The sequence below is a fragment of the Paenibacillus sp. 01T424 genome (assembly GCF_056398745.1).
The window spans coordinates 119,924-145,690 of record NZ_JBFTPZ010000009.1; the positions used below are offsets into that span (position 1 = coordinate 119,924).

General features: G+C 43.2%; 21 protein-coding genes. 14 read left to right on the forward strand and 7 right to left on the reverse strand.

From position 1 onward, the window contains the following. Positions 1–198 precede the first annotated feature (198 nt). Both AC1DPK_RS10130 and AC1DPK_RS10135 read left to right on the forward strand, forming a co-directional pair. Entirely contained in the window at positions 199–525 is a 327-nt protein-coding gene (locus AC1DPK_RS10130) for an ArsR/SmtB family transcription factor (protein WP_144376785.1), read from the forward strand. Positions 526–585: 60 nt separating this feature from the next. Next, a complete protein-coding gene (locus AC1DPK_RS10135; RefSeq protein WP_477510200.1) occupies positions 586–1,119 on the forward strand; it encodes an SRPBCC domain-containing protein in 534 nt (177 codons plus the stop codon). Between the two features lie 178 nt (positions 1,120–1,297). Here AC1DPK_RS10135 and AC1DPK_RS10140 read toward each other — a convergent pair whose 3' ends face one another. Continuing rightward, complete coding sequence (locus AC1DPK_RS10140) at positions 1,298–4,765, reverse strand: galactose-binding domain-containing protein (protein WP_477510201.1); 3,468 nt, start codon at positions 4,763–4,765, stop codon at positions 1,298–1,300. 751 nt (positions 4,766–5,516) lie between these two features. On the opposite strand from AC1DPK_RS10140, the gene AC1DPK_RS10145 reads away from it, so the two are divergent. The 3 genes from AC1DPK_RS10145 (at position 5,517) to AC1DPK_RS10155 (ending at position 8,297) form a co-directional block, all read left to right on the forward strand. Continuing rightward, on the forward strand, positions 5,517–5,705 hold the full coding sequence (locus tag AC1DPK_RS10145; protein ID WP_477510202.1) for a CsbD family protein: 189 nt from the start codon (positions 5,517–5,519) through the stop codon (positions 5,703–5,705). A gap of 284 nt (positions 5,706–5,989) precedes the next feature. Next, positions 5,990–6,706: an ABC transporter ATP-binding protein gene (locus AC1DPK_RS10150; protein ID WP_441878807.1), complete on the forward strand. Its 717-nt coding sequence runs from the start codon at positions 5,990–5,992 to the stop codon at positions 6,704–6,706. Continuing rightward, the gene (locus AC1DPK_RS10155) at positions 6,690–8,297 is read left to right on the forward strand and encodes a hypothetical protein (protein WP_477510203.1); all 1,608 of its coding nucleotides are present in this window, start codon (positions 6,690–6,692) and stop codon (positions 8,295–8,297) included. Before AC1DPK_RS10150 ends, AC1DPK_RS10155 begins: the two co-directional genes overlap by 17 nt. Positions 8,298–8,438: 141 nt before the next feature. Here the strand turns inward: AC1DPK_RS10155 and AC1DPK_RS10160 are convergent, their stop codons facing one another. Then, the gene (locus AC1DPK_RS10160; protein ID WP_339206614.1) at positions 8,439–8,642 is read right to left on the reverse strand and encodes a DUF378 domain-containing protein; all 204 of its coding nucleotides are present in this window, start codon (positions 8,640–8,642) and stop codon (positions 8,439–8,441) included. A gap of 352 nt (positions 8,643–8,994) precedes the next feature. Here AC1DPK_RS10160 and AC1DPK_RS10165 point away from each other — a divergent pair, with 352 nt between their 5' ends. Then, positions 8,995–9,750: a YheC/YheD family protein gene (locus tag AC1DPK_RS10165; protein ID WP_477510204.1), complete on the forward strand. Its 756-nt coding sequence runs from the start codon at positions 8,995–8,997 to the stop codon at positions 9,748–9,750. Between the two features lie 53 nt (positions 9,751–9,803). Here the strand turns inward: AC1DPK_RS10165 and AC1DPK_RS10170 are convergent, their stop codons facing one another. The 3 genes from AC1DPK_RS10170 to AC1DPK_RS10180 all read right to left on the reverse strand — a co-directional run bounded on the left by AC1DPK_RS10170 (position 9,804) and on the right by AC1DPK_RS10180 (position 12,759). Further along, positions 9,804–10,916, reverse strand: coding sequence for a LysM peptidoglycan-binding domain-containing protein (locus AC1DPK_RS10170; protein ID WP_441878801.1), 1,113 nt, complete (start codon positions 10,914–10,916; stop codon positions 9,804–9,806). A gap of 353 nt (positions 10,917–11,269) precedes the next feature. Next, positions 11,270–12,244, reverse strand: coding sequence for a hypothetical protein (locus tag AC1DPK_RS10175; RefSeq protein ID WP_441878799.1), 975 nt, complete (start codon positions 12,242–12,244; stop codon positions 11,270–11,272). Next, positions 12,205–12,759 (reverse strand): RNA polymerase sigma factor, encoded by a 555-nt coding sequence (locus AC1DPK_RS10180; protein ID WP_441878797.1) that lies wholly within the window; start codon positions 12,757–12,759, stop codon positions 12,205–12,207. Before AC1DPK_RS10180 ends, AC1DPK_RS10175 begins: the two co-directional genes overlap by 40 nt. Positions 12,760–13,112: 353 nt before the next feature. On the opposite strand from AC1DPK_RS10180, the gene AC1DPK_RS10185 reads away from it, so the two are divergent. The 3 genes from AC1DPK_RS10185 to AC1DPK_RS10195 all read left to right on the forward strand — a co-directional run bounded on the left by AC1DPK_RS10185 (position 13,113) and on the right by AC1DPK_RS10195 (position 17,004). Beyond that, positions 13,113–14,105 carry an ABC transporter substrate-binding protein gene (locus AC1DPK_RS10185; RefSeq protein WP_441878795.1) on the forward strand — a complete coding sequence of 331 codons (993 nt, stop codon included), beginning with the start codon at positions 13,113–13,115 and terminating at the stop codon, positions 14,103–14,105. 160 nt (positions 14,106–14,265) lie between these two features. Next, positions 14,266–15,900 (forward strand): helix-turn-helix domain-containing protein, encoded by a 1,635-nt coding sequence (locus tag AC1DPK_RS10190; RefSeq protein WP_477510205.1) that lies wholly within the window; start codon positions 14,266–14,268, stop codon positions 15,898–15,900. 123 nt (positions 15,901–16,023) lie between these two features. Further along, positions 16,024–17,004 carry an ABC transporter substrate-binding protein gene (locus tag AC1DPK_RS10195; RefSeq protein ID WP_441878791.1) on the forward strand — a complete coding sequence of 327 codons (981 nt, stop codon included), beginning with the start codon at positions 16,024–16,026 and terminating at the stop codon, positions 17,002–17,004. Between the two features lie 146 nt (positions 17,005–17,150). Here AC1DPK_RS10195 and AC1DPK_RS10200 read toward each other — a convergent pair whose 3' ends face one another. Beyond that, positions 17,151–18,734 carry a sensor histidine kinase gene (locus AC1DPK_RS10200; RefSeq protein ID WP_477510206.1) on the reverse strand — a complete coding sequence of 528 codons (1,584 nt, stop codon included), beginning with the start codon at positions 18,732–18,734 and terminating at the stop codon, positions 17,151–17,153. Between the two features lie 195 nt (positions 18,735–18,929). On the opposite strand from AC1DPK_RS10200, the gene AC1DPK_RS10205 reads away from it, so the two are divergent. The 5 genes from AC1DPK_RS10205 (at position 18,930) to AC1DPK_RS10225 (ending at position 23,569) form a co-directional block, all read left to right on the forward strand. After that, a complete protein-coding gene (locus tag AC1DPK_RS10205) occupies positions 18,930–19,997 on the forward strand; it encodes an HD-GYP domain-containing protein (protein ID WP_441878787.1) in 1,068 nt (355 codons plus the stop codon). Positions 19,998–20,002: 5 nt separating this feature from the next. Beyond that, positions 20,003–20,533, forward strand: a complete 531-nt coding sequence (locus tag AC1DPK_RS10210; RefSeq protein ID WP_441878889.1) for a heme NO-binding domain-containing protein — start codon at positions 20,003–20,005, stop codon at positions 20,531–20,533. Between the two features lie 8 nt (positions 20,534–20,541). Then, positions 20,542–22,251: a response regulator gene (locus AC1DPK_RS10215; protein WP_477510207.1), complete on the forward strand. Its 1,710-nt coding sequence runs from the start codon at positions 20,542–20,544 to the stop codon at positions 22,249–22,251. Next, the gene (locus AC1DPK_RS10220; RefSeq protein ID WP_441878783.1) at positions 22,244–22,606 is read left to right on the forward strand and encodes a response regulator; all 363 of its coding nucleotides are present in this window, start codon (positions 22,244–22,246) and stop codon (positions 22,604–22,606) included. The genes AC1DPK_RS10215 and AC1DPK_RS10220 overlap by 8 nt, the downstream gene beginning before the upstream one ends. 105 nt (positions 22,607–22,711) lie before the next feature. Then, a complete protein-coding gene (locus AC1DPK_RS10225) occupies positions 22,712–23,569 on the forward strand; it encodes an imm11 family protein (RefSeq protein WP_477510208.1) in 858 nt (285 codons plus the stop codon). A gap of 594 nt (positions 23,570–24,163) precedes the next feature. Here the strand turns inward: AC1DPK_RS10225 and AC1DPK_RS10230 are convergent. Further along, positions 24,164–25,765: a response regulator transcription factor gene (locus AC1DPK_RS10230; protein WP_477510209.1), complete on the reverse strand. Its 1,602-nt coding sequence runs from the start codon at positions 25,763–25,765 to the stop codon at positions 24,164–24,166. Between the last annotated feature and the right edge of the window lie 2 nt (positions 25,766–25,767).

Below are 25,767 nucleotides of genomic sequence, written 5' to 3' on the forward strand. Positions count from 1 at the left end.
TTTCATGGAACATAAGCAAGCTTTAAAAATATTTTGAATATTCCTTTACAGGAATATTCCCGTTGTGGTATATTTAATTCAACAAAAGGAAATACAAGGAGGGAGGGCTTAAAGGATTCGATAAAGCAATGTTTGCTTTAAATGTTTGCTTTAGAAGAAGGATGAATTAATTAAATCAAGTGAATGGATGTTTTTCTTATGAATGCTAACGTTATGAGTGCCTTGGCTGAGCCTAACCGCCTGCAGATTGTTGACCTATTGCGAGCGAGTCCTCTAACGGTTGGGGAGATTGCTGAAAGGCTTGGCCTACGTCAGCCCCAAGCTTCCAAGCATTTGCGCGTCCTTAGCGAGGCCGGTATTGTTGAGGTGCAGGCGATTGCTAACCGTCGTATTTACAAGCTGCGTCCTGATCCGTTTAAGGAATTAGACGCTTGGCTTGAATCATACCGACGTATGTGGGAGGAACGCTACGATCGGCTAGACGATTATTTACTGGAGCTGCAAAACAAGGAAACAGATAAATAAGATTAGCAATAAGACATAAACGGATTAATGATATAAACAAATTTGAGGAGGATGTTTATTATGACTAACCCTAACCTAACTAATCAATTGGTTTCGAAAGTAGAAGGCAGCACACTTATATTGGAGCGTGTGTTTCAAGCACCGCGCGAGCTTGTATTTAAAGCTTTTTCGGAGGCAGAGCATTTAAAACATTGGTGGGGACCAAAAGGCTGGACTTTACCTGTATGCAACGTCGACTTCCGTCCAGGTGGAACTTGGCATTATTGCATGAAGTGTGAAGATAAGAACCAAGGCGATTTCTACGGTATGGAATCGTGGGGTAAAGCATTCTATCAGGAGATTACAGCACCGGAGCAGATCGTCTATAGAGATTGTTTCTCGGATGCGGAAGGCAATGTTGCGGAAAATATGCCGCAAATGATGGTTACACTCGATTTTATTGAGCAAGATGGCAAGACGAAGCTAGTTAACACCGCGAAATATGCATCGCCAGAAGCTTTGCAAACGGTAATCGATATGGGAATGATTCCAGGTATAACGCAAACGTTTGAAAACTTGGATGTTCATCTGGAAAAGCTGCAACAAAGCAATTAAGGAATAAAGGCGTGTACTTTCACAAGAAGAATTAATAAGAATAGAAAAGAGACCGTATGATACGTCGCCTTAACTTGGGATTTTAAACTGATACTATTACCTATAAATTGTTTGGAGCTAGAAGAAAACAGCGTACTCAGTTACCCGAGTACGCTGTTTTCTTCTGCATTGCGCTAGATTACCAGTTGTTTCCGGATACTCTTGTCACTGTAAAGTTCGGGCTGCCGCTTTCACCATAAATGGCTGCGACACCTGGATTATTCACTTTCACATTCGTAAAGCTTGCTCCGCCGACAGCTGGCCCTTGGCCTTGTTCTCCTCTGACAACGAGCTTGATGCCGTAGCGGGAAGGGTTGTTGATGTTAACGTTCTCTACGCGAACGTTTTGCATAGCAAGATTCTCTGGCGATTTTGTCTGGAACATTAGACCAAAGTACACGGGATTATTAATGTCCACATTTTTTACGAGAATGTTTTTGAAGGTTCTGTCTCCTCCGAAGAACCAGATAGCGCCAAAGTTTTGATATTCATTGATTTTGTCATCAGCGCCGACGCTGGTCCAAAAATCTCCACCCGTACGGTCTAATGTTACGCCATCAATTATAGTATCCTTATCGCCAAATCCTAATGTGTTGTAACCAAAGCTTAAGCTGCTGATGGTAATGCCTGGATAAGTCAACGTGTCTGCACCATAGAGGTTTTGATATAGGTTATCCGAGCCGCCGTATACGGCAAAAGCTGCTGCACGTCTTACACAGGTTGCCGTAAGATTCGTGTATTTGTTGCCTACATTGTAGGAACCGCCTGCATCAACTGCGCTGAATAAGGCGAAGGCATCGTCACCGGCGCCTCTTGAGTAGTTGTTGTCAATCACGTTATAGGATGAGCCGTTGGTCATATTAATTCCATCCGCGAATGTGTTTTTGATACGATTGTCTTTGAACGTGTTGTTGGAGGAATTCACGCCCCAATACAAGCAGATGAAGTGCTCAACCCAGACGTTCTGAACCGTTACATTCTGCATGCCGTTGCCATCGATGAATTTACCAGGACCATCAGTTCTGTATACATAGTTGCCCCATGCAGACAGGTCTTTAATCGTTGAACCGTTAGCGGTAGAACCAATATTAAAACCTACATCCGTATTGGATTGGTTCTGTGGCGCAACCAATTTGGTATGCCATGGTCCAGCACCAATGATTTCGGTTGCACGTCCATAAAGGAATATTTTACTGTTGATCACCCATTCGCCTGCAGGGATGTAAATCCCCTTTTTCGTGGAATCCTGTCTAAATTCATTAAGCGCCTGCTCTATGGATTTGGAAGAGGAAACCGAAATATATTTAGTCGTGTCGGGGTTAGCTGCTGGAGGAGCGACATTTTCGGTTTCAATCATGTCAACATAGATTGCTGAAACGTCACCAGCATCCTTTTGAATTTTGATCTTCGTTCCTGCTGGATACACTTGGTCAAGCAGCAACTGGGAATCTTCATACAGCCAGTAAGCAGTTAATCCTGCCCCAGGCGCATTGTCGTAACCCAGGCGGCCAAGCGTACTTGGTGTTGCATAGACATAAGAGAACTTGGAGGTTACCGTGAATTTGCCTTTACTCACACCGTTAGCATAAATACTAATCGTTCCGGTCGTATTTTCTGCAACTGCGTTGCGAAGGACAAAAGCGTTGGCCGAAGAAGTCAGCGTAAACTCTACATATTCGCCTGTTGCATCAAGATGCACGGCGGAGCGTCCAGAAGCTTCACCCGCATAATCGCCTGGCTTGAAGTTCGGAGCTAATTTTGTTCCGTTCGTTGTATTGGAAGAGGACTCTGCTTCAATAATGGTAAACGGCATATTAGCGCCGCGGCCGGAATAAAGGCTTGTTGTATTTGAGTTGTTTGCTTGCTTAATGAGTACTTCGTTTGTGTCAGCTGCAACAGTGGAAGTTACTGTGTAGCTGCCATTGACAGCGGTCCAAGTCCCCAGGCTGACATTGACGGATTGGTCTACAGCTAATGAGCCATTATAGGAACTATTTAAGGTTTGAATGGTTGCACCAGCAGCATTTTTAAGAACTAGTGTTATGGCATGAGCACCACCGGCGGAAGCAATGTTTCCTTGGTTTTTAAGATTTACGGTAAAGGTTACTGTATTGCCTGCACTTGGATTGCTTGGATTCCAAGAGGCGGTTGCGATTAGATCAGAGCTGGACACGGCAGCTACGGTTAATGCAGCCGGGCTGCTATAGCTGTTGTTAGTCTCGTTCTGCTCAATAATCGCATTGCTCTCGTCGACCTTGGCGCTAACGGCGTAGGTTCCAGCATTTTTTGCTCCGGCATTCAGCGATACGGTAGCTGAAGCGCCAGCCGTCAATGCGGCTACTGGAGCAGATCCTGCTAGCTCGTTGCCGAGATAAAAATTGACTGTAGTCGCAGGGGCGTTTGCAGTGCCGATATTTTTAACGGTTGCGTTAAGGGTAATCGCATTCGTCTCTACCGGAGCTGTAGGCGTCCAAGTTATTCCTGTAATCGTAAGATCCGGATTTGGAGCTGGAGCGCCATAGATTTCAAATTCGGCTACTTGGCCAGCAGGAGCGCCGGAGTTGTTCGTTATGTTCAATTGGACCTGTTTGACCGTAGCGGTTACCGGAATCGTTACCGAGTTGCCGTTAGCGGGGTTAAACGTGTAAGATGCCGCGGAAACCAAGCTGCTGAATGTGGAAGAGTTCTGGGTGTTGCCTAACACTTGAATCGTTTGGGTTCGCGTACCCCATTCGCTAGACGGGTTTAGCTTCACAACAACAGATGTGATGTTGTGATTGGAACCGAGATCGACGGTTAATTGGCTAGGATTGCTGCCGCCTTCCCAGTATGTAGCCGTATTGCCGTCGTTGCCGTTCGTTGCTACGAATGTGTGGACGGTAGAACTGGAAGTGATTGATTTACCTAGAGCTAAGTTGCCGCCAGCAGGTGGCGTTGGTGTAATTGTAGGCGTCGGTGTAATTGTAGGTGTAGGTGTAATCGTAGGTGTAGGAGTTGGTGTTGGCGTTTGTGTAGGCACAGGTGTAGGGGTTGGAGTAGCTGTTGGTATAGGAGTAGGAGTAGGTGTTGGCGTTACTGTGGAACCGTAAATTTCGAATTCAGAAATTTGTCCGGCTTGCCAACCCGTGTTAGCCGTAAAGTTTAAGCGAACATAACGGGTGCTGGTTGCTGTAAAGTTGATTGTTACGGTGTTGCTGCTCACTGCTGGATTGAATGTGTAGGATGCAGAACCAACAATATTAGAGAACGTTGTGCCGTTTGTGCTGCCTTGTACAGCTAAGGATTGTGAACGTGTTTCCCAGCCCGCAGGCAGCTTTAGTTTAACTTGATCGATGCTCGTATTCGCACCAAGATCGATTTGGAGCCATTGTGGGAATGCATTATTTACGCTCTCCCAATAGGTGCCCTGATTATTGTCATTAACATTGCTCGCTACATACACATCGGCATAGCCGCTGGCTGATACAACTTTGCCCAGAGCAAGATTAGGGCCTCCGGCGGCTGAAGATACGGAGGGGTACAGCGTAAGCTGCGACAGCAATAAAACAAATGCCAAAGACATGATGACGAATGGATTTCTTTTTACCAATTCGTTCAATGATAACATAAAAAACCTCCTAGTCAGATGTTTTAACCTCGAATTAATGCGCTTTCAATTTTGCACATCATTACATTCTTTCTTAATCACCTCCTTAAATGTGTGAAGCCATCACGATTCTAGACGGCAATGCAATAAAACCAATATTTATTTAATATTGGTTTACAAAATAGGCGGATAATGTTGCACGATCAAACGATATTGCAAACAAACTTATAGTACTAGCATAAATCAGTTACACAGCTTGCTGAATATGCATTCCTACGATTATCGTGTGTAATATTATTGTTTAGATAAACGGGGTCTATATATTAAAGGTTTTCAGTTGAAAATAAGCAACTACGCTTTATGAAAAAACTTGCCAAGACACTGTCAAATAAATTTAACACTGCAAAGCAGGTTAGCTAAATGTGCACATCAGTCAGCAATAGCTGAATCTAAGAGCATAAATGCACTTATTTAACTAAATAATTTTCAATTTTGCTCAAATAGATGCATTTATACACCTATTCGAATCATTTTCATCTCGTTTGTTAAAAACAGGTGCACTTCTGCGCTTATTTACACTCGACTATCGGTACACGCACACCACTAATCTCTATATCGATATCAAAAATGACATTGTAAACGAGCTTTATTTCGAGTATTTAATAGACTAAATAAAGGGTAATTCATCCGTAAAACTACCGGCTTCCAATATAGCCCTGTTTCAAAATCACCCCTTGGAGGTAATAAGAAGCATACAATTATCTAGGAGATGATGAAGATGAATACAAACGGACTGAAAGATAAAGTGAAGGGTATTGCGAACCAAAGCAAAGGCGAAATGAAGGATAGCTACGGCAAAGCAACAGATAACAAGAAGCTGCAGGCGGAAGGCAAGTTGGATAAGCTGAAAGGTACTGCGCAGGAGAAGCTTGGCGAAATGAAGGAAAAAATCAGCAAGTAGCGAATGGACGATAATGTATGCATCTGAGCCAATCGGTTTGCGGAAGGGCTGCCTAGCGGTGTTCAGGTACCAATCATTATCAGCTGCTTATATATTTTGCAATGAGGAGCAGTCGGCTCTCCCGTCGAAGGGGGCTGGCTGCTCTTTTTGTGCTTACTCCCTGCAAGTAAGTCCATGTATTTACATATAATTTTCGTTCAGCAGCCTTACAATTCGAGACCTTTCGTTCTCATTATCGTACACAATAGGAGATGAAAAAAGTGGGATGAATGGAGGAGCTGTAATTGCGTCTGATTATTGATGATATCGTCAAGCGATTTGAGGATAAACAAGTGCTCCAAGGAGCCGGATTTACTTTTGAGAAAGGAAAAATATATGGTCTGCTCGGTCGAAACGGTGCAGGTAAGACGACGCTATTCGACTGTCTGAGCGGAGAGAAGGACATGGATGGCGGGCAAGTGTTGTTGGAAGTGGATGGCCACACGAGGAAGCTAAGCGAGCAGGATGTCGGATATGTGTACTCGCTGCCGATTCTTCCCGAGTTTCTTACGGGCTATGAGTTCGTGAAGTTTTTTATGGATATTAACAAAGGCAAGCTGCAAATGGATAAGAGCATTGATTATTATTTTGACATGATGAGCATGACAATGGAGGATCGCCATCTGCTGATCAAAGGTTACTCACACGGCATGAAGAACAAGCTGCAAATGCTGCTATTTCTCATAACGAAACCGCCAATTATACTGCTCGATGAGCCGCTTACCTCCTTCGATGTTATTGTTGCTCTGGAGATGAAGAACATGCTGAGGGAGATGAAGAGTGATCACATTCTGATTTTCTCTACGCATATATTGCAATTAGCTTCAGATCTATGCGATGAGCTGGTTGTTTTGAACAAAGGGAAGTTGTCTGCCGTACCGTCAGAGCTGCTGCATAGCGCGGAATTTGAGCAATCCGTCATTAACCTGCTGAAGGATGAAGCCCATGCTGAGAACGCTTAACACGCTGCTCGCCATTCGAACCTCCATTACGGCAAACATGCTCATTTATTATATTCAGAAGCTGCCGCTGCTCGGCAAGCTGGTGCACAATAGCTTCTACGCCAATTTGGGGCTCAAGAAGGCCGTTTCTATTATAGCGCTCATCATTACCCAGCTGTGGGGATTCATGCTTCGATTCGCGTATTTGGGGATACTTATCTACTTGCCTATAGCGGAATTCGTTGTGGGATTGTCTGAGGAAGAAAAGCACCAGCAATTTGTACATATTTTTGCAATCATCAGCTTTGTAGTGGCAGCGATCAGCAGCGCGACTGTGCTTGAACCAAAGCGAGAGAAGTACGTAGCGGTGAAGCTGATGAGGTTGTCTGGAAAAAGATATATGCAGGCGTCACTTGCCTATCGTTATACAACCTTTTTGCTATATCTGCTGCCAGCCATGCTTTTGTTTGGATCACTCGCGGGAGTCTCCATATTGCAAGCGGTTTTGCTAACCATTATGGTCACAATGTGGCGAGTTCTTGCGGAGTATGCACATCTCAAGCTTTTTGAGAAAACGGGCATTGTACTGATTAAACAGACTGCTCTCGTATGGATGATCATATTAATTGGTTATGCCGGCGCGTATTTGCCATTGCTGCTCGGCAAGGTTCCGTTTACGGGTACGTTTCTTCTGAGTCTTCCGGTTAGTATTATCATTATAGCTGTAGGCTTGTTTGCTGTCTTTCAACTGGCTCGTTATACCGGTTTTAGTGGAGTGGTTGATGCGGCAACTAAAAGGGATGACCCTCTGCTCGATCTGGGTCGTATGGTGACAGAGTCACAGAAGAAAAGCGTCAAATCAAAGGATAGCGATTATATCATAGACGTAAATGAGCAAGGCAAGTTAGACGGCAAAAAAGGTTATGCGTATTTGAACGCTATATTTTTTCTCCGGCATCGCAGCCTGATCAGCAGCCCGGTTAACAAACGATTAGTTATCGTTGGTGCTTTCGGTGTGGTGGGTGTTCTGCTTACCTTCCTATTCCGAGAGCAGCTGCAGAGTCTAAAATGGACTGTGGGAATGATATTTCCGTTCTTAGTTCTGATTATGTATTACATGTCCGTTGGAGAAAACATTTGCAAGGCTATGTTCTACAACTGTGATCTTAGCCTAATGCGTTATAGCTTCTATCGCGGCTCAGCATTTAGTCATTTCCTCATTCGGCTAAAAAAAATGATGGGCTTGAACCTGAGTATTGCCGCCGCTTTTGGGGTGTCACTCACAGCGATTATCGCTGCAGCGGGCGGGGAGTGGCTAAACAGCGAACTGCTTATGCTTTGGATCTGTGTTATTTCGCTTTCCGTGTTTTTCACCATACATCATTTGTTTATGTATTATATTTTTCAACCGTATTCTACAGAGCTGAATGTGAAAAACCCGCTATATTATATAGTGAATATGGGGATATCAGCAGCTAGCGGGGCATGTATCTTTTTGCGAATTCCGATAGTGCCATTTACGGTGAGTATAGCTGCTTTGACGCTGATTTACTTCGCTGCTGCGCCAGTGCTTGTCCGCAGGTACGGGCCGAGAACGTTTCGAGTGAGATAAGAATGACGATGCTTTTGCTTGCAGAATGATTTTTTAACAAGGAGATGCAAGTTTCTCATACATCGTCACAAGAGTATAGTAAACAACTACAGGCCACGCCTGGCTTAGCCAGGCGTGGCCTGTAGTTACTGCCGTTGTTTGTTAGTCCTCGCTTGTTACCTTTCCAAAAAGGGATAGAGCGTAAAGCGCAGCGACACCGACGACGATATATACAATTCGTGATCCAACTTCTTCTGTTCCCCCAAAAACCTCACTGACGACGTCATAATTGAATAAGCCCACGGATAACCAATTTAAGCCGCCTAGGATGATCAGAATAAGACTAATTACGTTAAGTGCCTTCATCAGAAATAACCTCCTTAATGGGGTTTCCTAACTTTTTTGTTGAATAGCCTGATGGATGTGCGCTGATTCTTAGTTGTTTACTATAGGATTATGAGTATCAGCCGCATGATATGCCATACAAGCCTCATCCTTTAAACACATGTATCGCATTTTTTACAGTGCTTGATCAAGTTAGAACGGATAGATTTTCTTCGCTTTTCTTCGCACTGCGATGAAGCTGAACGATCATATTAAATTATGGAATCATGCTTCCATTAAAGTGAGCTGCATAGATAATACCACCGACTAGACAAGAGCACGATCAGACAATCATACCTCCTCATATGTTAGGGATAAGGAGGGAATGTACATTATGAACTACAAGAGTACCACGATAAAGAGCAAGTGGACAAAAACGAAATGGCTGCTTAAGAATGCAGATGTAAGAGCGTACGTTCCTAAGACGCTGCGCTTTAACCGAAGGAATCTTAGTATGATCCTTTCTCAATATCCCACTGTCTATTTCAAGCCGACCACTGGTTCAGGCGGCTTTAATATTATACGGATAAAGAAGCAGGGAAATGGTTATCAGATCCAACACAACTCCGAAAAAAATCACTGCTCCACGCTCGACATCCTATATGTAAAATTGAAAAAGCATGCGAGGAAACGTTCTTATTTGCTGCAAAAAGGCATTCATCTTGCCACTGTGAATGGCAACTCTTTCGACATACGGGTCATGGTACAAAAGACAAACAACGGCATATGGAAGAGCAGTGCGCTCTTCACGAAAATAGGCAAGCGGGGGAAAGTTACAACAAACTATCACCAAGGCGGCCAGATCGGATATTTCCAGAATACACTTTCTCAAGCAGGGTTCAGTTATGCTAGAGTAAAAAGAAAGGAAGCAGAACTGAAGAGGCTTGGCAGATCAGTTGGACGTATATTTGATAGACATGGAAGTAGATTTCGCGAGCTGGGCCTCGACGTCGCCTTGGACAAAACCGGAAATGCTTGGATTCTAGAGGTAAATACGAGACCGCAGTTTTATCCGCTGAAGCATTTAAAGGACAAAAGCATGTATCGACGCATTACATCTTATGCCAAGCAATATGGAAGGAAGAAATAGACAAAAAAAACGACGCCTCTCGCGAAAGAGGGCGTCGTTTTTCTTTTAGCTAATCATTTAGGGATTTTCAATACCGTGCCGGCTTTTACATTATCAATATCTACGATTTGATTGAAGTCGGCAATAAACATTGCGTATTTGTTAGAGCCATAATAGGTTTTGGAAATGCTGTAAAGCGTCTCACCGTTTTTTACGGTATGATCTACTGTCTCAAAACCTGGAGATACACCCCATGAGTTATCATCTTCCTCTTTCTTGTAATTTTTAAGAGAAGGAATGATGAGATTGCTGCCTGCTTTCAATCCGGCGTTTTTGTCAATTTTGTTTTCCTGCGCAATGTAACTTACATATTCCGCGGATTTATAAAACATTTTGGATATGCTGGAGAGGGTATCGCCAGCCTGTACCAAATAGGTTGCTGGCAGGGTGATTTTGGAATAATCCTTTGACCCTTGCGAGCTGCCGCCTGTTGATCCAGTGCCAGAGGATAATGCCGGAATAGTTAGCTTATCTCCAGCTTTCATATCATTAATAAACAAAATATGGTTATGCTCTGCAAGCAGTGCATAGTGGTCTTTCGATTGATAAAATTTCTCGGATATTGAGCTTAAGGTGTCGCCTTTTTGAACGATATAGGTAGTTGGAAGCTTTATCGTCTCATTGGAGGAGCCTGTTGTCTTGTCGCTGTCCTTCGGTTCTTGTACAGGTTTTTCCACCTTGTCAGGCTTTTCTGTCACAGCGGGCTTAGAAGTGTCAGGTGTTTTAACGGTCTCTTTGACCGGTGGATTTGGATTATTAGTCTCAACAGGTTTGGAACCCGTATTGGTATCCTGCTTTTCTTCAGTTGGTTCTTGTTTTTCTTCATCGTCTACAGATCCTGCGGGGATTAGCTCGTCTACAATCGTTTCAAGCCCGCCATTTTCATTTTTGCTTGAATTCGAGTTAGCGGTTTCATTATTGAGCGCTTGCTCATTTGATTGCTCTAGCTTATTAGCAACAGCGGATTGCAGGTTGAAATCAACCACACTCAAATATTTGCCGTACAGAACTCCGCAGACTCCAATGAGAATAATGATGATTGCCAAGTAGATGATGAGAGTCGTTTTTTTCAAAGATACAAAGCTGCCTTTTTGACGGTTATTGCTGCGTGTAATTTTCTGATTCAAGCACGTTTTCCCCTTTATTCTCAACTTGATTCTATTTTATCCGACATGTTCCAACATGTGGAATGGGACTAAACAGCCATTTCAACAGTATGCAAAATGCTCCGGACGCAGCTCGCATATACTACCAATTTGTGCATAGCGCCAAAAAATGAAGTATTTAATAGAACTTAGCTCAAAAAGACCAGTTTAAATGGCAATATACATACAACAATGGTTATTTTACACTATGCTTCTATACAAGATCTAAACATACGATTCAGTGGAATGAATAGAAAAAAAAGCCGCTCGCCATCCAGTGAATACTGGAGGGTGAACGGCTATTAAACTTGTTTTATTTGACCCTGTCTCTAGCCCTAGATCAAGCCTTTTACGACGAGCTTAAATTGCTCTTCTGTCAGGTCTACATTGCCTGATGCTGTCACCTGATAATGTGTTTTTTGCGCTTCGTCATACCATATCGCTTGATAGCTTTGAAAGCCGTGTATACTGCCGCTTGCAAAAATAGTTTCTATGCCGTTTATAGCGACTGTTTCTTGTGTATATTCCGCGGAAAGAGCAACCTCCATGCCAATCATGTCTTTCATGGCTTGGATTCGAATGCTCATGTCGTTTTTCGTGTATTCGAGCTCCGATATATTTGCTTTTGTCCAGTTTACCTCTTCGACGAATAAATCCTGATCCGGCTCCGCAGCAGCCCTTTGTTTGAACAACGCAAGCAATCTAGCGTATTCTTCAGCCAGGGAAGCGTCATGTTCATTCGGAGTGAGCGGCATAACGCTGCCGTACTTGAACGTGAAGCCATCTGGCAAGCTAACTGGCTCCTTAATGACAGGAGCGGAAGTGCGATCGAGAAGCTCCTTAAAATCGTTGTAAGAAGTGTTCGTATTTGTGTTGTGGAGGTACTGTATAGCTAGAGACGAACGATCATTTCTAACGAAGTAGGCCAGCATTTGACCTGGTTTAACTAATTCTAGTACGCGATCTCTATAAGTTGGAAGCGGAGAATCATTTTGATGCGTATAAGGTACGATTTTCGATTCTGACTCTAGCACAATGGATTTAATTTTGACATCTCCCGCACGATCACGAATTTGAATCAGCTCACTTGCAGCATATACGGAGGCAGATGTTAGAAGCACAATGAATAGAATCGTGGCGTAGATCGGAAATCGCTTTGCTGGGTTGTAGCTTCGGACCTTTATGCCTGATTGCGAAGCAGAAATATGGTTCATTACAGCATCTGATAAATTAATAGTATTGATCTGAGGATCAGGTATGGAATGCTGCCTTAAGTCTTTATATTGATCGTCTGATTGTTCTCGTCCCATTTTAGCTCCTCCTGCCATTCCGCCATTTTTTTTCTAACCTTTTCTTTCATTCTGCTTACTCTTTTTTTGGCAGCCTCCGGTTTGCATCCCATAATCTCACCAAGCTCCTCGAAAGTTCGTTCTTCAAAAATGCGAAGAATGAGCATAGATCGATCCTCTGGAGATAACGCAGTCAGTGCATACATTAATTGCGGGCTGAATAATCGGTTGACTATCGTTTGTTCTGGACTCTCTGCTTTCACTTCCGGAGTAAACAATCGAAGCAGCAGACGAAGCTGGTATTTTCGCCTACGCAATAGGTTTAAACAATGATGGTAGGCAATTTTGTACAACCATGAAGAGAAGCTGACCGTGTTCTTATATTGCATAATAGACTCGAAAGCTTTTATAAAAATATCTTGGGCTGCATCTTCAGCATCCTGCTGATTTCCAAGTAACCGCAAGCAGTAGCGGTAGATGGTCTGCTGATACTTTTGTACGACCTCGACATAGTAACTCGATTCGCCTTTTTGCACCCGTACGATGAATTGCTCAATGGTCTGGTCTTCGATGAAATCTCCTCCCTTCGCGAGTGGTGCTTTCTAATCTATATAACACTTGATAACAGTCAATCGGGACATTTAATATTCTCCACAATATATCGTACAGATGACCATGTGTATACATAAAAGGAAGAGAGTCTCAAATGTTAATAGGGTTATAAAACTGCGAGAAAATATACCCAATATATTTCATTGACGCTTCTAATTAATAATGATAATCTTTATCAATAAAAGAGGCGGGTGAGAACTTTTCGCCTAGCATTACTGGGGAAAAGTAAGCTTAGCTGCGTCCGAAAATATACTACACATTACTGGGGGATATCATCTTGAAGAAATACGTATTCATATGCATGAGTATGCTTTTATTTGTATTAGCATTAGCGGCATGCGGGAAGGCAGAAACGAATCCACAAGCAACGTCAAACCTTGAGCAGAACGACGCGGCTTCACAGAATGAGAAGGCATCTAATGAAAGTACGACCGAAACGCGGGTTTATAAACATTTCTTTGGAGAAACGAAGATCCCGGTCAACCCGGAAAAAGTCGTTACACTCCAATATGCCAGTCATATGCTTAAGGTAGGACTTAAACCAATCGGAGCTTCAAGCCATTTGCTTGAAACAACGGATGCGGACTTTAAAGGTATTGAAGACGTTGGAAGCGCAGATCAAATAAACTACGAGAAAGTCGTGTCATTGCAGCCTGACTTGATTATTGCTGGTGACATTGAGAAAGACGTTTATGACAAGCTTACAAAAATAGCTCCAACGGTTGTTGTTCCATGGATGGATTATGATGTATTCGGACACGTTGAGGTTATAGGAGATATTCTGAATCGTAAGCAGGAAGCAGCAGCATGGAAAACGGATTTCAATGAGAAAATGAAAACAGCAAAAGATGAAATTATCGGTAAAATTGGCGAGGGCAAAACTTTTGCTATTTATAGAGTGGACCCGAAACAATTTTATGTCTATGGCGTTCGCAATATGGGCTTTACGCTTTATAAAGCGCTTGGACTCACACCGCCTGCTCTCGTTCAGAAGGAAATAGAGAAAGACCCGAATTTGTGGGCAGTTCCGATCTCATTGGAGGTGCTTCCGGATTACGACGCTGACTATGTGTTTCTGACTTTGCTTGAGGGAGAGGATACAACTAAGCGTTTGGACGAAATTAAGCAAAGCTCGTTGTGGAAAAATCTCACGGCCGTTAAAGATAATCATATTTACGATATTAGTATGGACACTTGGTTAGGCTACACGCCTCATGATATTGAAGTTCAAATAAAGGAAGCTGTTCAATTTTTGACACAGGATAAGTAGAAGCAGCGAAGGAAAGTTAGAAAGGTTGAACTATTGCTCTTCCTTTAATATCTGTAAAATTAAATGAACGCAGCATCTGGTGTTTCCAGAAGGGTTGCGTTCTTTATTTATTTCGCAATACTATAGAGAGCAGATAAATACGAGATGCAGGTGATGAGCGGTGTACGATGACCAGCAAARGAGTGATTATAAGCAGCTAGAGGGCATGTGGTTCAAGCTTAGAGCAGTCGAAAAAAACAATAGTCTCACTGGCAATTGGTCTCTCCGAATGCAATTCATTGAGTCGCATATGCTGGTCATCACAGCATCAGGCAAGGGATGGATTACTGTAGATGGTCGGTATTACGAGCTTCGGGCAGGGAGTGCCTATGTATGCACGCCTGGCCAGCTGGTTGAGGCATCTATGAAGGATTTAGGAGAGCGAGGGCTATACATTGTGCGCTTCGATGTATTTGAGCAGCCTCAATTGCCCGCAAAACAAGAACATAACTATCCACTTGGCCGAAATATGAGGTTTCCGATCACTGGAGAAGTTGTTGTATCCTCGATGATCGTCATAAGTGCACTCTGTGAAGCGATGGCGAAGTCTATGCGAAGCGATAATGATATGCAGCGGCTGCGCGGGCAAATCGAATTTTATGAACTGGTTTATAGTCTGTTGCGAGATGGTCAGCGCTTACTGGACAATAACTCTGAAGCGGATTTGGAACGTGCTAAAACGTACATCGAGCAGCATTATCGGGAGGACCTTACCATTGAGCAGTTAGCGAAGGAAGCTGGAGTCAGCTCTCGGCATTTTATTAGACTGTTTAAGCAAAGATATGGCTGCAGCGCTATCGAATATTTGTCTAGATATCGAATTGGACAAGCTCAAGAGTTGATGAGACCTCACCATGATTATCAGCTCAAGGATATATCCAGTTATGTAGGCTATCAGGATGAGGTTTATTTCCGCCGCAAATTTAAGCAAATAACAGGCACTCCTCCGGCGGCGTTTATGAGATATGCGAGGCAAAAGATCGTGGCGTTCCACGCAAATATGATCGGTAATCTTCTCGCGCTTAATATTACTCCTCATGCGGCTCCCGAGGATCATCCATGGGTCGAATATTACCGAAGGAAATATGATACGAGTTCGGTGTTGTCCCTTGCTAAAGACGATGATGTGAAAATAGAACAGATCAGAAGCATGAGCCCTGACTTTATCGTTGGGCTAGAAGGTTTCATGAGCTTGGATATGCAGAAGACGCTTAATGGAATAACATCAACTTATTTCTTGCCGTGGGAACACGATTGGCGCATGCATTTACGATTAATCGCAGAAAAGCTAGGTAAAACTGCAGAAGCAGAGGTATGGCTGGATCGGTATGAAAGAAAGGCGGCAGCAGTTCGGGAGCGAACCAAAAGCGTATTGTATATTGAACGTCTGCTTATTGTGAGAATATCCGAAAAAAATATTAGCGTACTGGCAAATCGGAGTCTTGGAGAGGTGTTTTATGATGATCTTCATATTATGCCTGCAACGGAGGTAAATAGGGATCTTAATAATCAACAATTGACACAAGAGGAGCTTGCGCAGACAGATGCGGACAGATTGCTGCTTATCGTGGATGAAGATGCTCAGTCGCAGGCAGCCTGGCAGGACCTCAAGCAATCAGCGTTTTGGGGGAGGATGCGGCCGATTAGAAACAATCGCATCGATTATCTTCCACCCTACCCTTGGACAGAGTACACGGCGTTCACGCAAGAGCTAATCTTGGACGAAGTGTTAAAGCTTTGGCGTAATCGTGCATAAAATGTTGGCGAGATCGTCGATAGGCGTATAGACGTATTTCCTTTATACTGCTAGAAGTGATAGTGATTCTCATTGTCAAATGAGAAACGATGAACATCGAGCACTCAGGGGGAGTATAGAAAAATGAAATATTTGAAAATAGGTTCGTTCATGGTTTTGGCCATGGTGTTGATGGTAGTGATGGTCGCTTGTTCAGGGAACAATGAGTCAACAAAAGGAACGGTGAAAAACTCAGAAACAGAAGCACCATCGGATAATGTTCGTGTCGTAGCAAGTGAGAAGGGCGAAATTACTATTCCGTCAAATCCAAGCAAGGTCATTGGTCTTTCTGTTGTTTATCCGGAATTTCTACAAGCATTAGGGGTTACTCCGATCGCGGTGCAAAATTATCATGCCGATTTCCCTTCATACCTGCAAGAAGCCTTCAAAGATGTGCAAAAAATGGGCATTGCCGAAACACCAGATTTTGAGATGATATTAGCAGCCGAGCCTGATCTTATTATCGCACCAGCATGGTGGTCGGATAAAGACTATGATCAGCTAACCAAGATTGCACCAACGGTGTTGCTGCCGCAGCGTGATGACTGGCGTGATGAACTGAAGGATATTGGAAAAGTACTTAACAAGGAGGATGTCGCGAATAAAGTCATTCAAGACTTAGTTGATCAGGAAGCGGCAGCCAAAGCAAAGCTTGATACTCTTGTTGGTGACGAAACCGTTATGTATATGATGATTATGCCAAAATCAGTTGTCTTGTATGGTGAAAATATTGATCGCGGAAGCTTTATTCACAAGACGCTGGGGCTTAATCCGATTGCGAACTTTCCTCAGACGGAGCAGTCTCTCTCTATATCGCTTGAGAAATTGCCGGAATACAATCCTGACCATCTTATCGTACAGCTGGACGACGAGAACAATGAAGTCATTCAACAATCGTACAAAGATATGTTGAACAGCGCATTATGGAAAAACATGAAGGCAGTTAAGAACAATCAGGTATACGTGATGGGCGGCAAAGAATGGTTTAGTCTAGGCATGTCTCCGCTTGCTAACAGCTATGCAATAGACGCTGTTCTTAAAGTATTCGAAAGTAATGAGAAATAAAGAATAGCCAATGTGTCTTTATAGTTTCATGTAATATTTCGAGAAAAGTATTCAAAAAGAAGCGCCGGAAAAGTCTCGTAAAGAGAACCCGGCGCTTTTTTTCATTTGAATTTTACTTAAAGCCGTTATTTGAGCTTTCACGAATTCTAGGCTCGCGAGATTGGAATCCAGCAAATGAAGATGCTTCCCACCCCGGGCTCGCTCTCAACCGAAATATGTCCGCCCATTACGGAACAGAATCGGCTGCTTATGGCAAGTCCAAGCCCAGTACCGCCATATTTGCGAGTGGTGGAAGCATCAGCTTGAGTGAACGGCTGAAATAATTTGTCCAGCTGCTCAGGGCTCATGCCGATGCCGGAATCTTTGATAAGAAAGCTAAAGCCTGGTTTTCCTTCCATATCTTCTTCATAGACGTTAAACTGAATAGCTCCATTATGGGTGAATTTGCTAGCATTGCTAAGCAAATTTAATAGGATTTGGCGCAGCTTTGTAACATCAGCCATCATTTCACCCCGTACATAGTGAGTTTGCAGCTGGTTGCCATTACTTTCAATAAGCGGTTTTATGGTTGTCATGACATCTTGGATTAAATCATGAACCTGAAACATCTCTTCATGGATTTCCATCTTGCCTTCTTCAATTTTTGAAATGTCCAAAATATCGTTAATAAGGGAGAGCAGATGCCTTCCGCTTTTTCCGATTTTGYCTAAATCCTCTACAAACGTCTGCTCACCGAGCTCCTCTGCCTCCTCGATCAGCATCTCACTATAGCCAATGATGGCGTTCAGCGGTGTCCGAAGCTCATGGCTCATATTGGCAAGAAATTGGCTCTTGATTCGATTGGCTTTAATCGCTTCATCATGGGCCTGCTCGAGCTGCGCTGTCCGCTCCTTAACCATCTGCTCCAAGTGTTCGTTGAGCTGCCGCAATTCATGGTTTATTTTTAGAATCTCATCCGACTTATCTTGTATTTCAGAGTCTTTAACAGAGAATTTATTGGAAATATAGATACCGATAAGGGACATGCCTAATGTAAATAGCGTTCCTCCGGAAATGATATAAGCGAGCCATTGTTGATTCAGAATCATCCCAGATTCCGCACTGTGTAAATGGATATTGTCTATATCAAAATGCGCAGCCATCATGCCGATATAATGCATGCCAACGACTGCAGCGCCCATTAACAATCCACTACCCAGCTTCTTCCACATATGTCCGCGCTTGTTCTCACTGCCTTTACGAAAATAAAATGAAAGCCACAAGGCCGCAACTGAGGCCACAACAGCAATAATAATAGATAACGAGAAATAAATAGGATCGTAGGTGATCTCAATCATCATTGCTTCCATGCCGATGTAATGCATCGTTACTATACCGCTTGCCAGCAATATTCCCCCGCTCAGCAATTGAGGCAGTGAAAGCTGGTTTCTACCGACGATATGAAGGGCCAAAAAAGACGCTACTATAGCTACAATAACCGACAGAACAACGGTTGGCATATGATATGCAATGGGAACGGGCAGCGAAAAGGCGAGCATTCCAACAAAATGCATCGACCATATGCCCATACCCATAGCGCAAGCGCCAAATAGGAGCCATAACCATCGTTTTCTATTATGCGTAGTACTTATTCGTCCGACCAAATCAAGCACCGTATAAGAGGCAACGACCGCTACAAGATATGAAAAGATGACCAATACAATATCGTATGTTCCATGAGCATGATTCATTTGCTAACCAACTCCTACTCGGTTCATTATGGCAATGATTACATTTCGACAAAATATGAGAAATTCCCTTCCTTATCCTATTTTTGAAATCAAAAGCTTAGCAAGAACTCTCTCGATTAATGTCGAATGATGTTCTATAATGATAGCAAGTATGGAAAGATTATCTAATAATTAAAGAACAAATGAGGATAAATTATGGATGAGCTATGGATGAAATCCGCAAAGTTTCTGATTGTAGACGATCAGGAATATAATATCAGTCTCCTAGAGCGTATATTGTCACGAGCAGGTTATACGAATTTGTTCACGACCACAGATGCAACGCAGCTAGAGACGTTATACCGGGCCAATCAACCCGATATTATTTTGTTAGATTTACATATGCCTGTTATGGATGGATTATCGGCGCTGCAGCATTTAAGAAAATGGAAGCAAGAAGGCGAATATTTACCAGTACTTGTCTTAACAGCGGATGTGACACCCGAGGCCAGAACGCGGGTGCTGCATGAAGGTGCCAACGATTTTATTACAAAACCTTTTGATAGGATGGAAGTTGTCCTTCGTATTCAAAACTTTTTGAAAACAAGATATTACCATCTGAAGCTTCAAGAGCAAAACTACAATTTGGAGCAGCGGGTTCGCGAACGCACCAAAGAAATCGAACGGGCAAAAAATGAAATATTGAACGTACTGGGGCGTACCGCGGAATATCGTGATGATGAGACGGGGCAGCATACGCAGCGAGTGGGTGATATGGCTGGAAGACTTGCAACTGATTTAGGGTTGTCGGCAGAAGAAGCAGCTCTTATTAGACGAGCAGCACCTTTGCATGATATCGGAAAAATCGGAATCTCAGACAGCATCCTGCTGAAGCCGGGAAGGTTCTTGCCGGAGGAATTCGAAAAGATGAAGCTGCATACGGAAATTGGCGCCAGCATTTTGGAGGGAAGCCAGTTCCCGGTTCTGCAATTAGCCAAAAGCATCGCGCTGTCTCATCATGAGAAATGGAATGGGACAGGTTATCCGAATGGACTTAGCGGAGAAGATATTCCACTTGCCGGTAGAATCGTAGCGATCGCTGACTTCTATGATGCCCTGACGCATGAGCGACCGTACAAACGGGCATGGACACAAGAGGAAGCCATTGCTGAAATTAAGCTTCAGAGCGGAGTTCATTTTGATCCTAAGGTCGTAGAGGCCTTTTTGCGTGTAATAGAAAGCAGCAGTGAAGATGAGAGAGAACGAGAGGGTGTTCAGTTGTGAAAGGAATGGTGTTCACATCTTTTTTGGAAATGGTAGAAAACAAGTTTTCCCTGAAGTTGGTAGATGAAATTATTGAAGCTGCAGAGCTGCCTTCAGGAGGAAGCTATACAACGGTTGGCACATATGACCACCATGAGATGATTAAATTGATCGTGGAGCTTAACGCTCGAACCCAGATCCCTGTGCCTGACCTCATTCGAACATTTGGCGAATATTTATTTGGCCAGCTGCTAGATATGCATCCTGACTTTATGGTGGAGAATAGCACCGTATTTGAGTTTTTGCAAAAGGTCGACAGCTATATCCATGTTGAAGTGCGCAAGCTTTATCCTGGAGCGGAGCTTCCAACGTTTCAATATGACACTTCTATACCGGGTACTTTGATTATGACATACAACTCCTCACGGCCGTTCGCTGATTTGGCTGAAGGACTTATTTTAGGCTGCGTGGCGCATTATGGAGAAGCAATAGATGTGAAAAGAATCGATTTGGCAGATGGAACGTCTGCCCGTTTTGAATTAACCCAAGTGGGGTGAGCCATGCCATGAATGATATAGATGTAGTCCGCAGGCAGCTTGAGCGGGAGAAGAAGGCTCGCCAAGCAGCCGAGAAGATTGCCGAGGAAAAAACTCGTGAGATCTATTATGTTAACCAAGAGCTGAGGCAATTAAATGATCAGCTGGAGGAGCTTGTGAAAGAACGGACGCTTGAGTTGTCGAAAGCTCGCGATGAAGCAGTGGAAGCCAGTCAGATCAAAAGCCAATTTCTTGCGAGCATGAGCCATGAATTGCGGACTCCTCTGAACGCGATTATCGGTTATAGCGAAATGCTGAAGGAAGACATGGAGGAGATGGGCGAACCTGCTCTGGCCGAAGATCTTCACAAGATTAATAATGCCGGCAGGCATTTGCTCACACTCATAAACGATATACTCGACTTGTCCAAAATCGAAGCAGGTAAAATGGAATTATACTTGGAGCAATGTGATATTCCGAGCATTATTCATGACATTGTAACGACTGTGCATCCGCTAATGGAAGTGAATAAGAACCAGATCAAGGTAGAATGCACGGAGGGCTCGATCAAAACCGACATAACAAAGCTCCGTCAAATTCTATTTAATTTGCTCAGCAACGCAAGCAAGTTCACGAAGGATGGAACAGTAACGCTGCAAGTGGAATTTGAGAGTGAGGCGGGACTGCCTGGCATTGTATTCCGGGTACAAGATACTGGCATCGGGATGACTGCGGAGCAGATGGACCAAATTTTCCAAGCGTTTAAACAAGCGGATTCGTCGACAACGAAAAAATATGGCGGTACCGGCTTGGGGCTCGCGATTAGCCAAAGTCTATGCTATATGATGGGAGGCAACATCAGCGCAAGCAGCATAGTAGGCGAAGGCACTACGTTCACTATCTGGCTTCCCCTGCTGGAGAATGCAGATTCTGAACAACTAAGTGCCTTAATACATAGTGATGAAAGCTTTCCCATGGAAGGGGCTAGAACGATTCTCGTCATCGACGATGATCCAGCGATGCTTCGGCTAATGCAGTATTATTTGGGGAATGAGGAGTGGAACGTACAGCTCGCCCCATCCGGGCAAGAGGGTGTCCGCTTAGCGAAGACGCTGAAGCCGGCAGTCATTGCGCTTGATGTGCTCATGCCGGGAATGGACGGTTGGAACGTACTGGCAGCACTCAAGAATGATTCTGAGCTTGCGCACATTCCTGTTGTGATGATTTCCATGATGGACGAGCAGCATTTGGCTTATGCGCTTGGCGCGTCGGAATTTCTAACCAAGCCGATTTATCGGGAGCGATTGATCTCTACATTAGATAAGTATATACCTGAGCGCCAGTCGCATTCTGTGCTGGTCATCGAAGACGATGCGGTAACAAGTGACATGATGACAAAGCTGCTGAAGCGGGAAGGCTACCGCGTGACAAGGGCCGGCAATGGGCATCACGCACTGCAGCGCATGCAAGAGGAAGCGCCTCATTTAATATTATTAGATCTTATGATGCCGGAAATGGATGGCTTTGAGTTTGTTGCGGCGATGCGTGAGCACGAAGAATGGCGAGCGATCCCGGTTGTCGTTGTGACAGCGAAAAGTATAACGGAAGAAGATCGACGGAGGCTTAATGGCTGTGTAGAGAACATCGTGCAAAAGGGGCATCTGGATCGCAAGGCTCTCTTGCATGAAGTACGCCATTTGATTGCACTCTCGCTTGCAGAGGGGGGAGAACATGTATAAAATTTTGTTGGTTGAAGACAACGAGATGAACCGGGATATGTTGTCGCGCCGCTTGATTCGCAAAGGTTATCAAGTGGTCATGGCATCCGATGGCCTGCAAGGGATAGAGATGGCAAAGTCGGAGTCGCCTAATCTCATCTTGATGGATATGAGCTTGCCCGTCATTGACGGCTGGGATGCTACAAGGGAACTGAAGGCAGTTGAGGGGACCAATCATATTCCAATTATCGCCTTGACCGCCCATGCGATGGCAAGTGATCGTGAGAAGGCCTTTGAAGCGGGATGCGATGATTTTGATACTAAGCCTATCGAATGGAGTAGGCTGCTTGAGAAAATTCAGGTTTTCTTAACGTGAGTATATCGGCCACTTTAATGATATAAAGCTCATATAAAGCTCCCATTGGATGGTTTGAGCTGATGAGGGTTCGTGCGTGCAAATTATAATGAGGAAGTGTACGTTATGAAAGTATGGTGGCTTGATTATCATCCGGCATTTAACTCGGCAAGTTATGAGAATTACGATGACTACGCAAATATGAGGAAGCTATTTAAAGAGTGCAAATCAGTTGCAAGTAATTGGACGGCACTGCGTGTTTCCATTGAGGATAGGAATAAACCTTCTGATTTTATGTATAGAACTGGAGGCTCACTCATCGTTAGCGCCAGAGCCAAAGATTTAATCTTACAAATACCGAATATTAATGTGGAGTTTTTACCCCTCATTTCAGATTCTGAGCTTTATGTCCTAAATGTACTTACCGCTTTAGATTGTGTTGACCCAGACCAGTCGCTAGAAAAAAGAATAGATGGATCAGGCAGATTAATAGGGTATGAACAATTTGCTTTCCGTCAAGAAGTAGTGGAAGGCCATGACATTTTTAGGGTGAGGTTACATGAAGGTGATCATATACTCGACGAGATCTATGTATCGGATAAACTTAAAAAAATAATTGAGGAACAGTTCTTTGGATTCCAGCTTATTGAGGTATGGGATTCAAGCTTCTCGTGGAAGCAAAAAGAGGAAAAGTATTCATCGATGTGCGAAGACGTGGWCAGGTCTTTAGTTGAGACGTTCGATTTCAATAGAGCAATCAAATATATAAAAAGCAACAAGGGGAAACATGCTTATAGTGGAAATTGGTCACTAAAGGTTGACGAGAAAGATGAGATTTTATTAGGTGATTTATTATTAGATGGTACATATAGCTGGATGAATCCAATCTACTATCCACCAATCATTTTAGGGCTCGTATGGGGGATAAAGGAAAATAGAAAATCATTAGTCAGTAGACTCAAAGATGGATTTTCTTTCAATTAACAGCCCCTACATTACGTAAACGGAATAAGATGATCAGACTTAAATCTATTATCTAGATCTATTTTTGCGAGTAAGACTCATTTAGCGAAAATAGATCTAGATTTTAGATTTTTTTTTGTTGAAACGATCATAAATTGCTTTTTTAAGGGTGCTGAGCAAGCTTAAGTCTATTTTCTAGATCTATTTTCATTTTGCATTTTCCTAAACTATTCCTTATCGTGTCTTTGCACGAAGATGAGTTTCGATTCAAGAATGGAGAAATGAAGATTGAAAAAATTCAGCTTAAGAATCTTACTTTGTATTGCAGGCTTGATCCCCTCTATATTATTAGTAAATATACTGATCAAACTATACCCGTTTACAGGACTAGGAAGAATAATCGCAGTCCCAATGATTTTTTTGATTAATAGTGGCATTATCATAACAGTACTAACCGTAACAATAAAAGCTGAATTGAGTAAAAAAATAAAATTCTATATATGGTTAACGACTATAATCCTAACTTCATTTATTTGTTTATTACTTTATCCTCAAGAAATAGGACCTCAAGTTATGATTCAAATATGGAAGGATTTTATAAAATAATCGTCAGTGTCACTGTTTGAGACCATTTTGCATTTTCCTAAACTCATTAGGCGTACAGCCGATCTCCTGCTTGAACAGCTTGGTAAAATAAGAGTAGTTCGTGTATCCGGTTTTGCTGGCGATTGTATTAACCGATAACTGTGTGGTTTCGAGCAAATGCTTGGCGGCCTTGATGCGCACTTGAATAATATAATTCCCTAATGAAATGCCCGTTTCTTTCTTAAACAATCGAGCCAAATAATCAGGATTAAGATAGACGGTTTCCGCCAGGCTCGTTCTGGTCAGCTCATCTCCGCAATGGCTGTGAATATGCTGCTTGATTTCTTCTACGACGGACTTGGGCTGCTCCGTGAAATTTCGGTACTCTGTCGCCGTATTCACCAGATATTGAAGATAGTTCTCCATATCCTCTATGGAGTTCAACGATTGCATAAACATTTGGTCATTGGTTCTTCCCGTATACATTTTATGTGCTTGAATTTCTTTGCTCTTGAGATACGCATAAACAAGCTGAACGATATCCAGCCGAAACAAACTCAGCACAGAAGCATTCAGCATTTGCTTTTGGGTGATATTGTGCAAATATGAGCTCGTTTCCGCAAGGAAGGAGCTTGGATTATTTTGCTCCAGCAGCTGCTCCAAAAGCATTAAGTTAGGCGGTATATAAGAAGTTTCTTGCTGATTGAAATGCTCCAGCAAAAAGGTTTGATTTCGATATTTAATGATCTTCTCATTCATGCTAAGCAAATCCTTCATGACGTGATGGATGGCCTCCAGTTTTCCGGTGCTTGCTATATTGCAGCTTGCATCACATTTGAGAAATGTACTTGCTCTTTGAATGAAGGTAGCGCAAATGTTTTCAATGATTCCGCTGTCGGGAATGTCCTTCCATTTCAGTATCGCCATCCAATTGGACTCCTTGAACTCCAATATCGATTCGACTGTAAAACGTTTATTCTGGAACAGCTCATGCAGCACATTCATAAGCGCAAAATCAAATAGATCCTTGTCTTTTTTTTCTAGGCTTTCCTCGTGAGGAAATACATGAATAAGGACAGGCAGTACCAAGTCTGATAAAGCGTAAGGGAGATTCTGCTCTGCAATCAAATAGGAAATGTTGGAGGGGGTAGAATAGGTTGTTTTCCCCGTCACAAGCTTACGCCAAAAATGCTCCTGTACGTTTTTTTGATTTTTTTGCCAGTAGTAGCCTTCTTGAACCGCCTTGGCGACGCCCTGCTGTTCGTTAGCTTTGAAGATGGCTTTCTGAATAATTAGCGTCAGCTTGTCAAATTCAATTGGTTTTAGAAAATAATCAAAGCTCTGCAGCTCAATCGCTTTTTGCGCGTAGTTGAAATCAGCATAATTGGTCAGAAATATGGTCTGAATATTGTATTTCTCTTCACGAATCCAAGCAAGCAGCTCAAGCCCGCTGCCCTGCGGCATTTCGATGTCGCAAAGTAAAATGTGAATCGGATGCTGCTTGAGCAGCTCCTGCGCGTGGGCGATATTAAAAGCAGTATAGACATGATCAATCGATAATGCCTGCCAATCGACCTTTTTCTCTAGTGCGGTCACAACAAAATAGTCGTCATCTACAAGCAGTACATTCATTT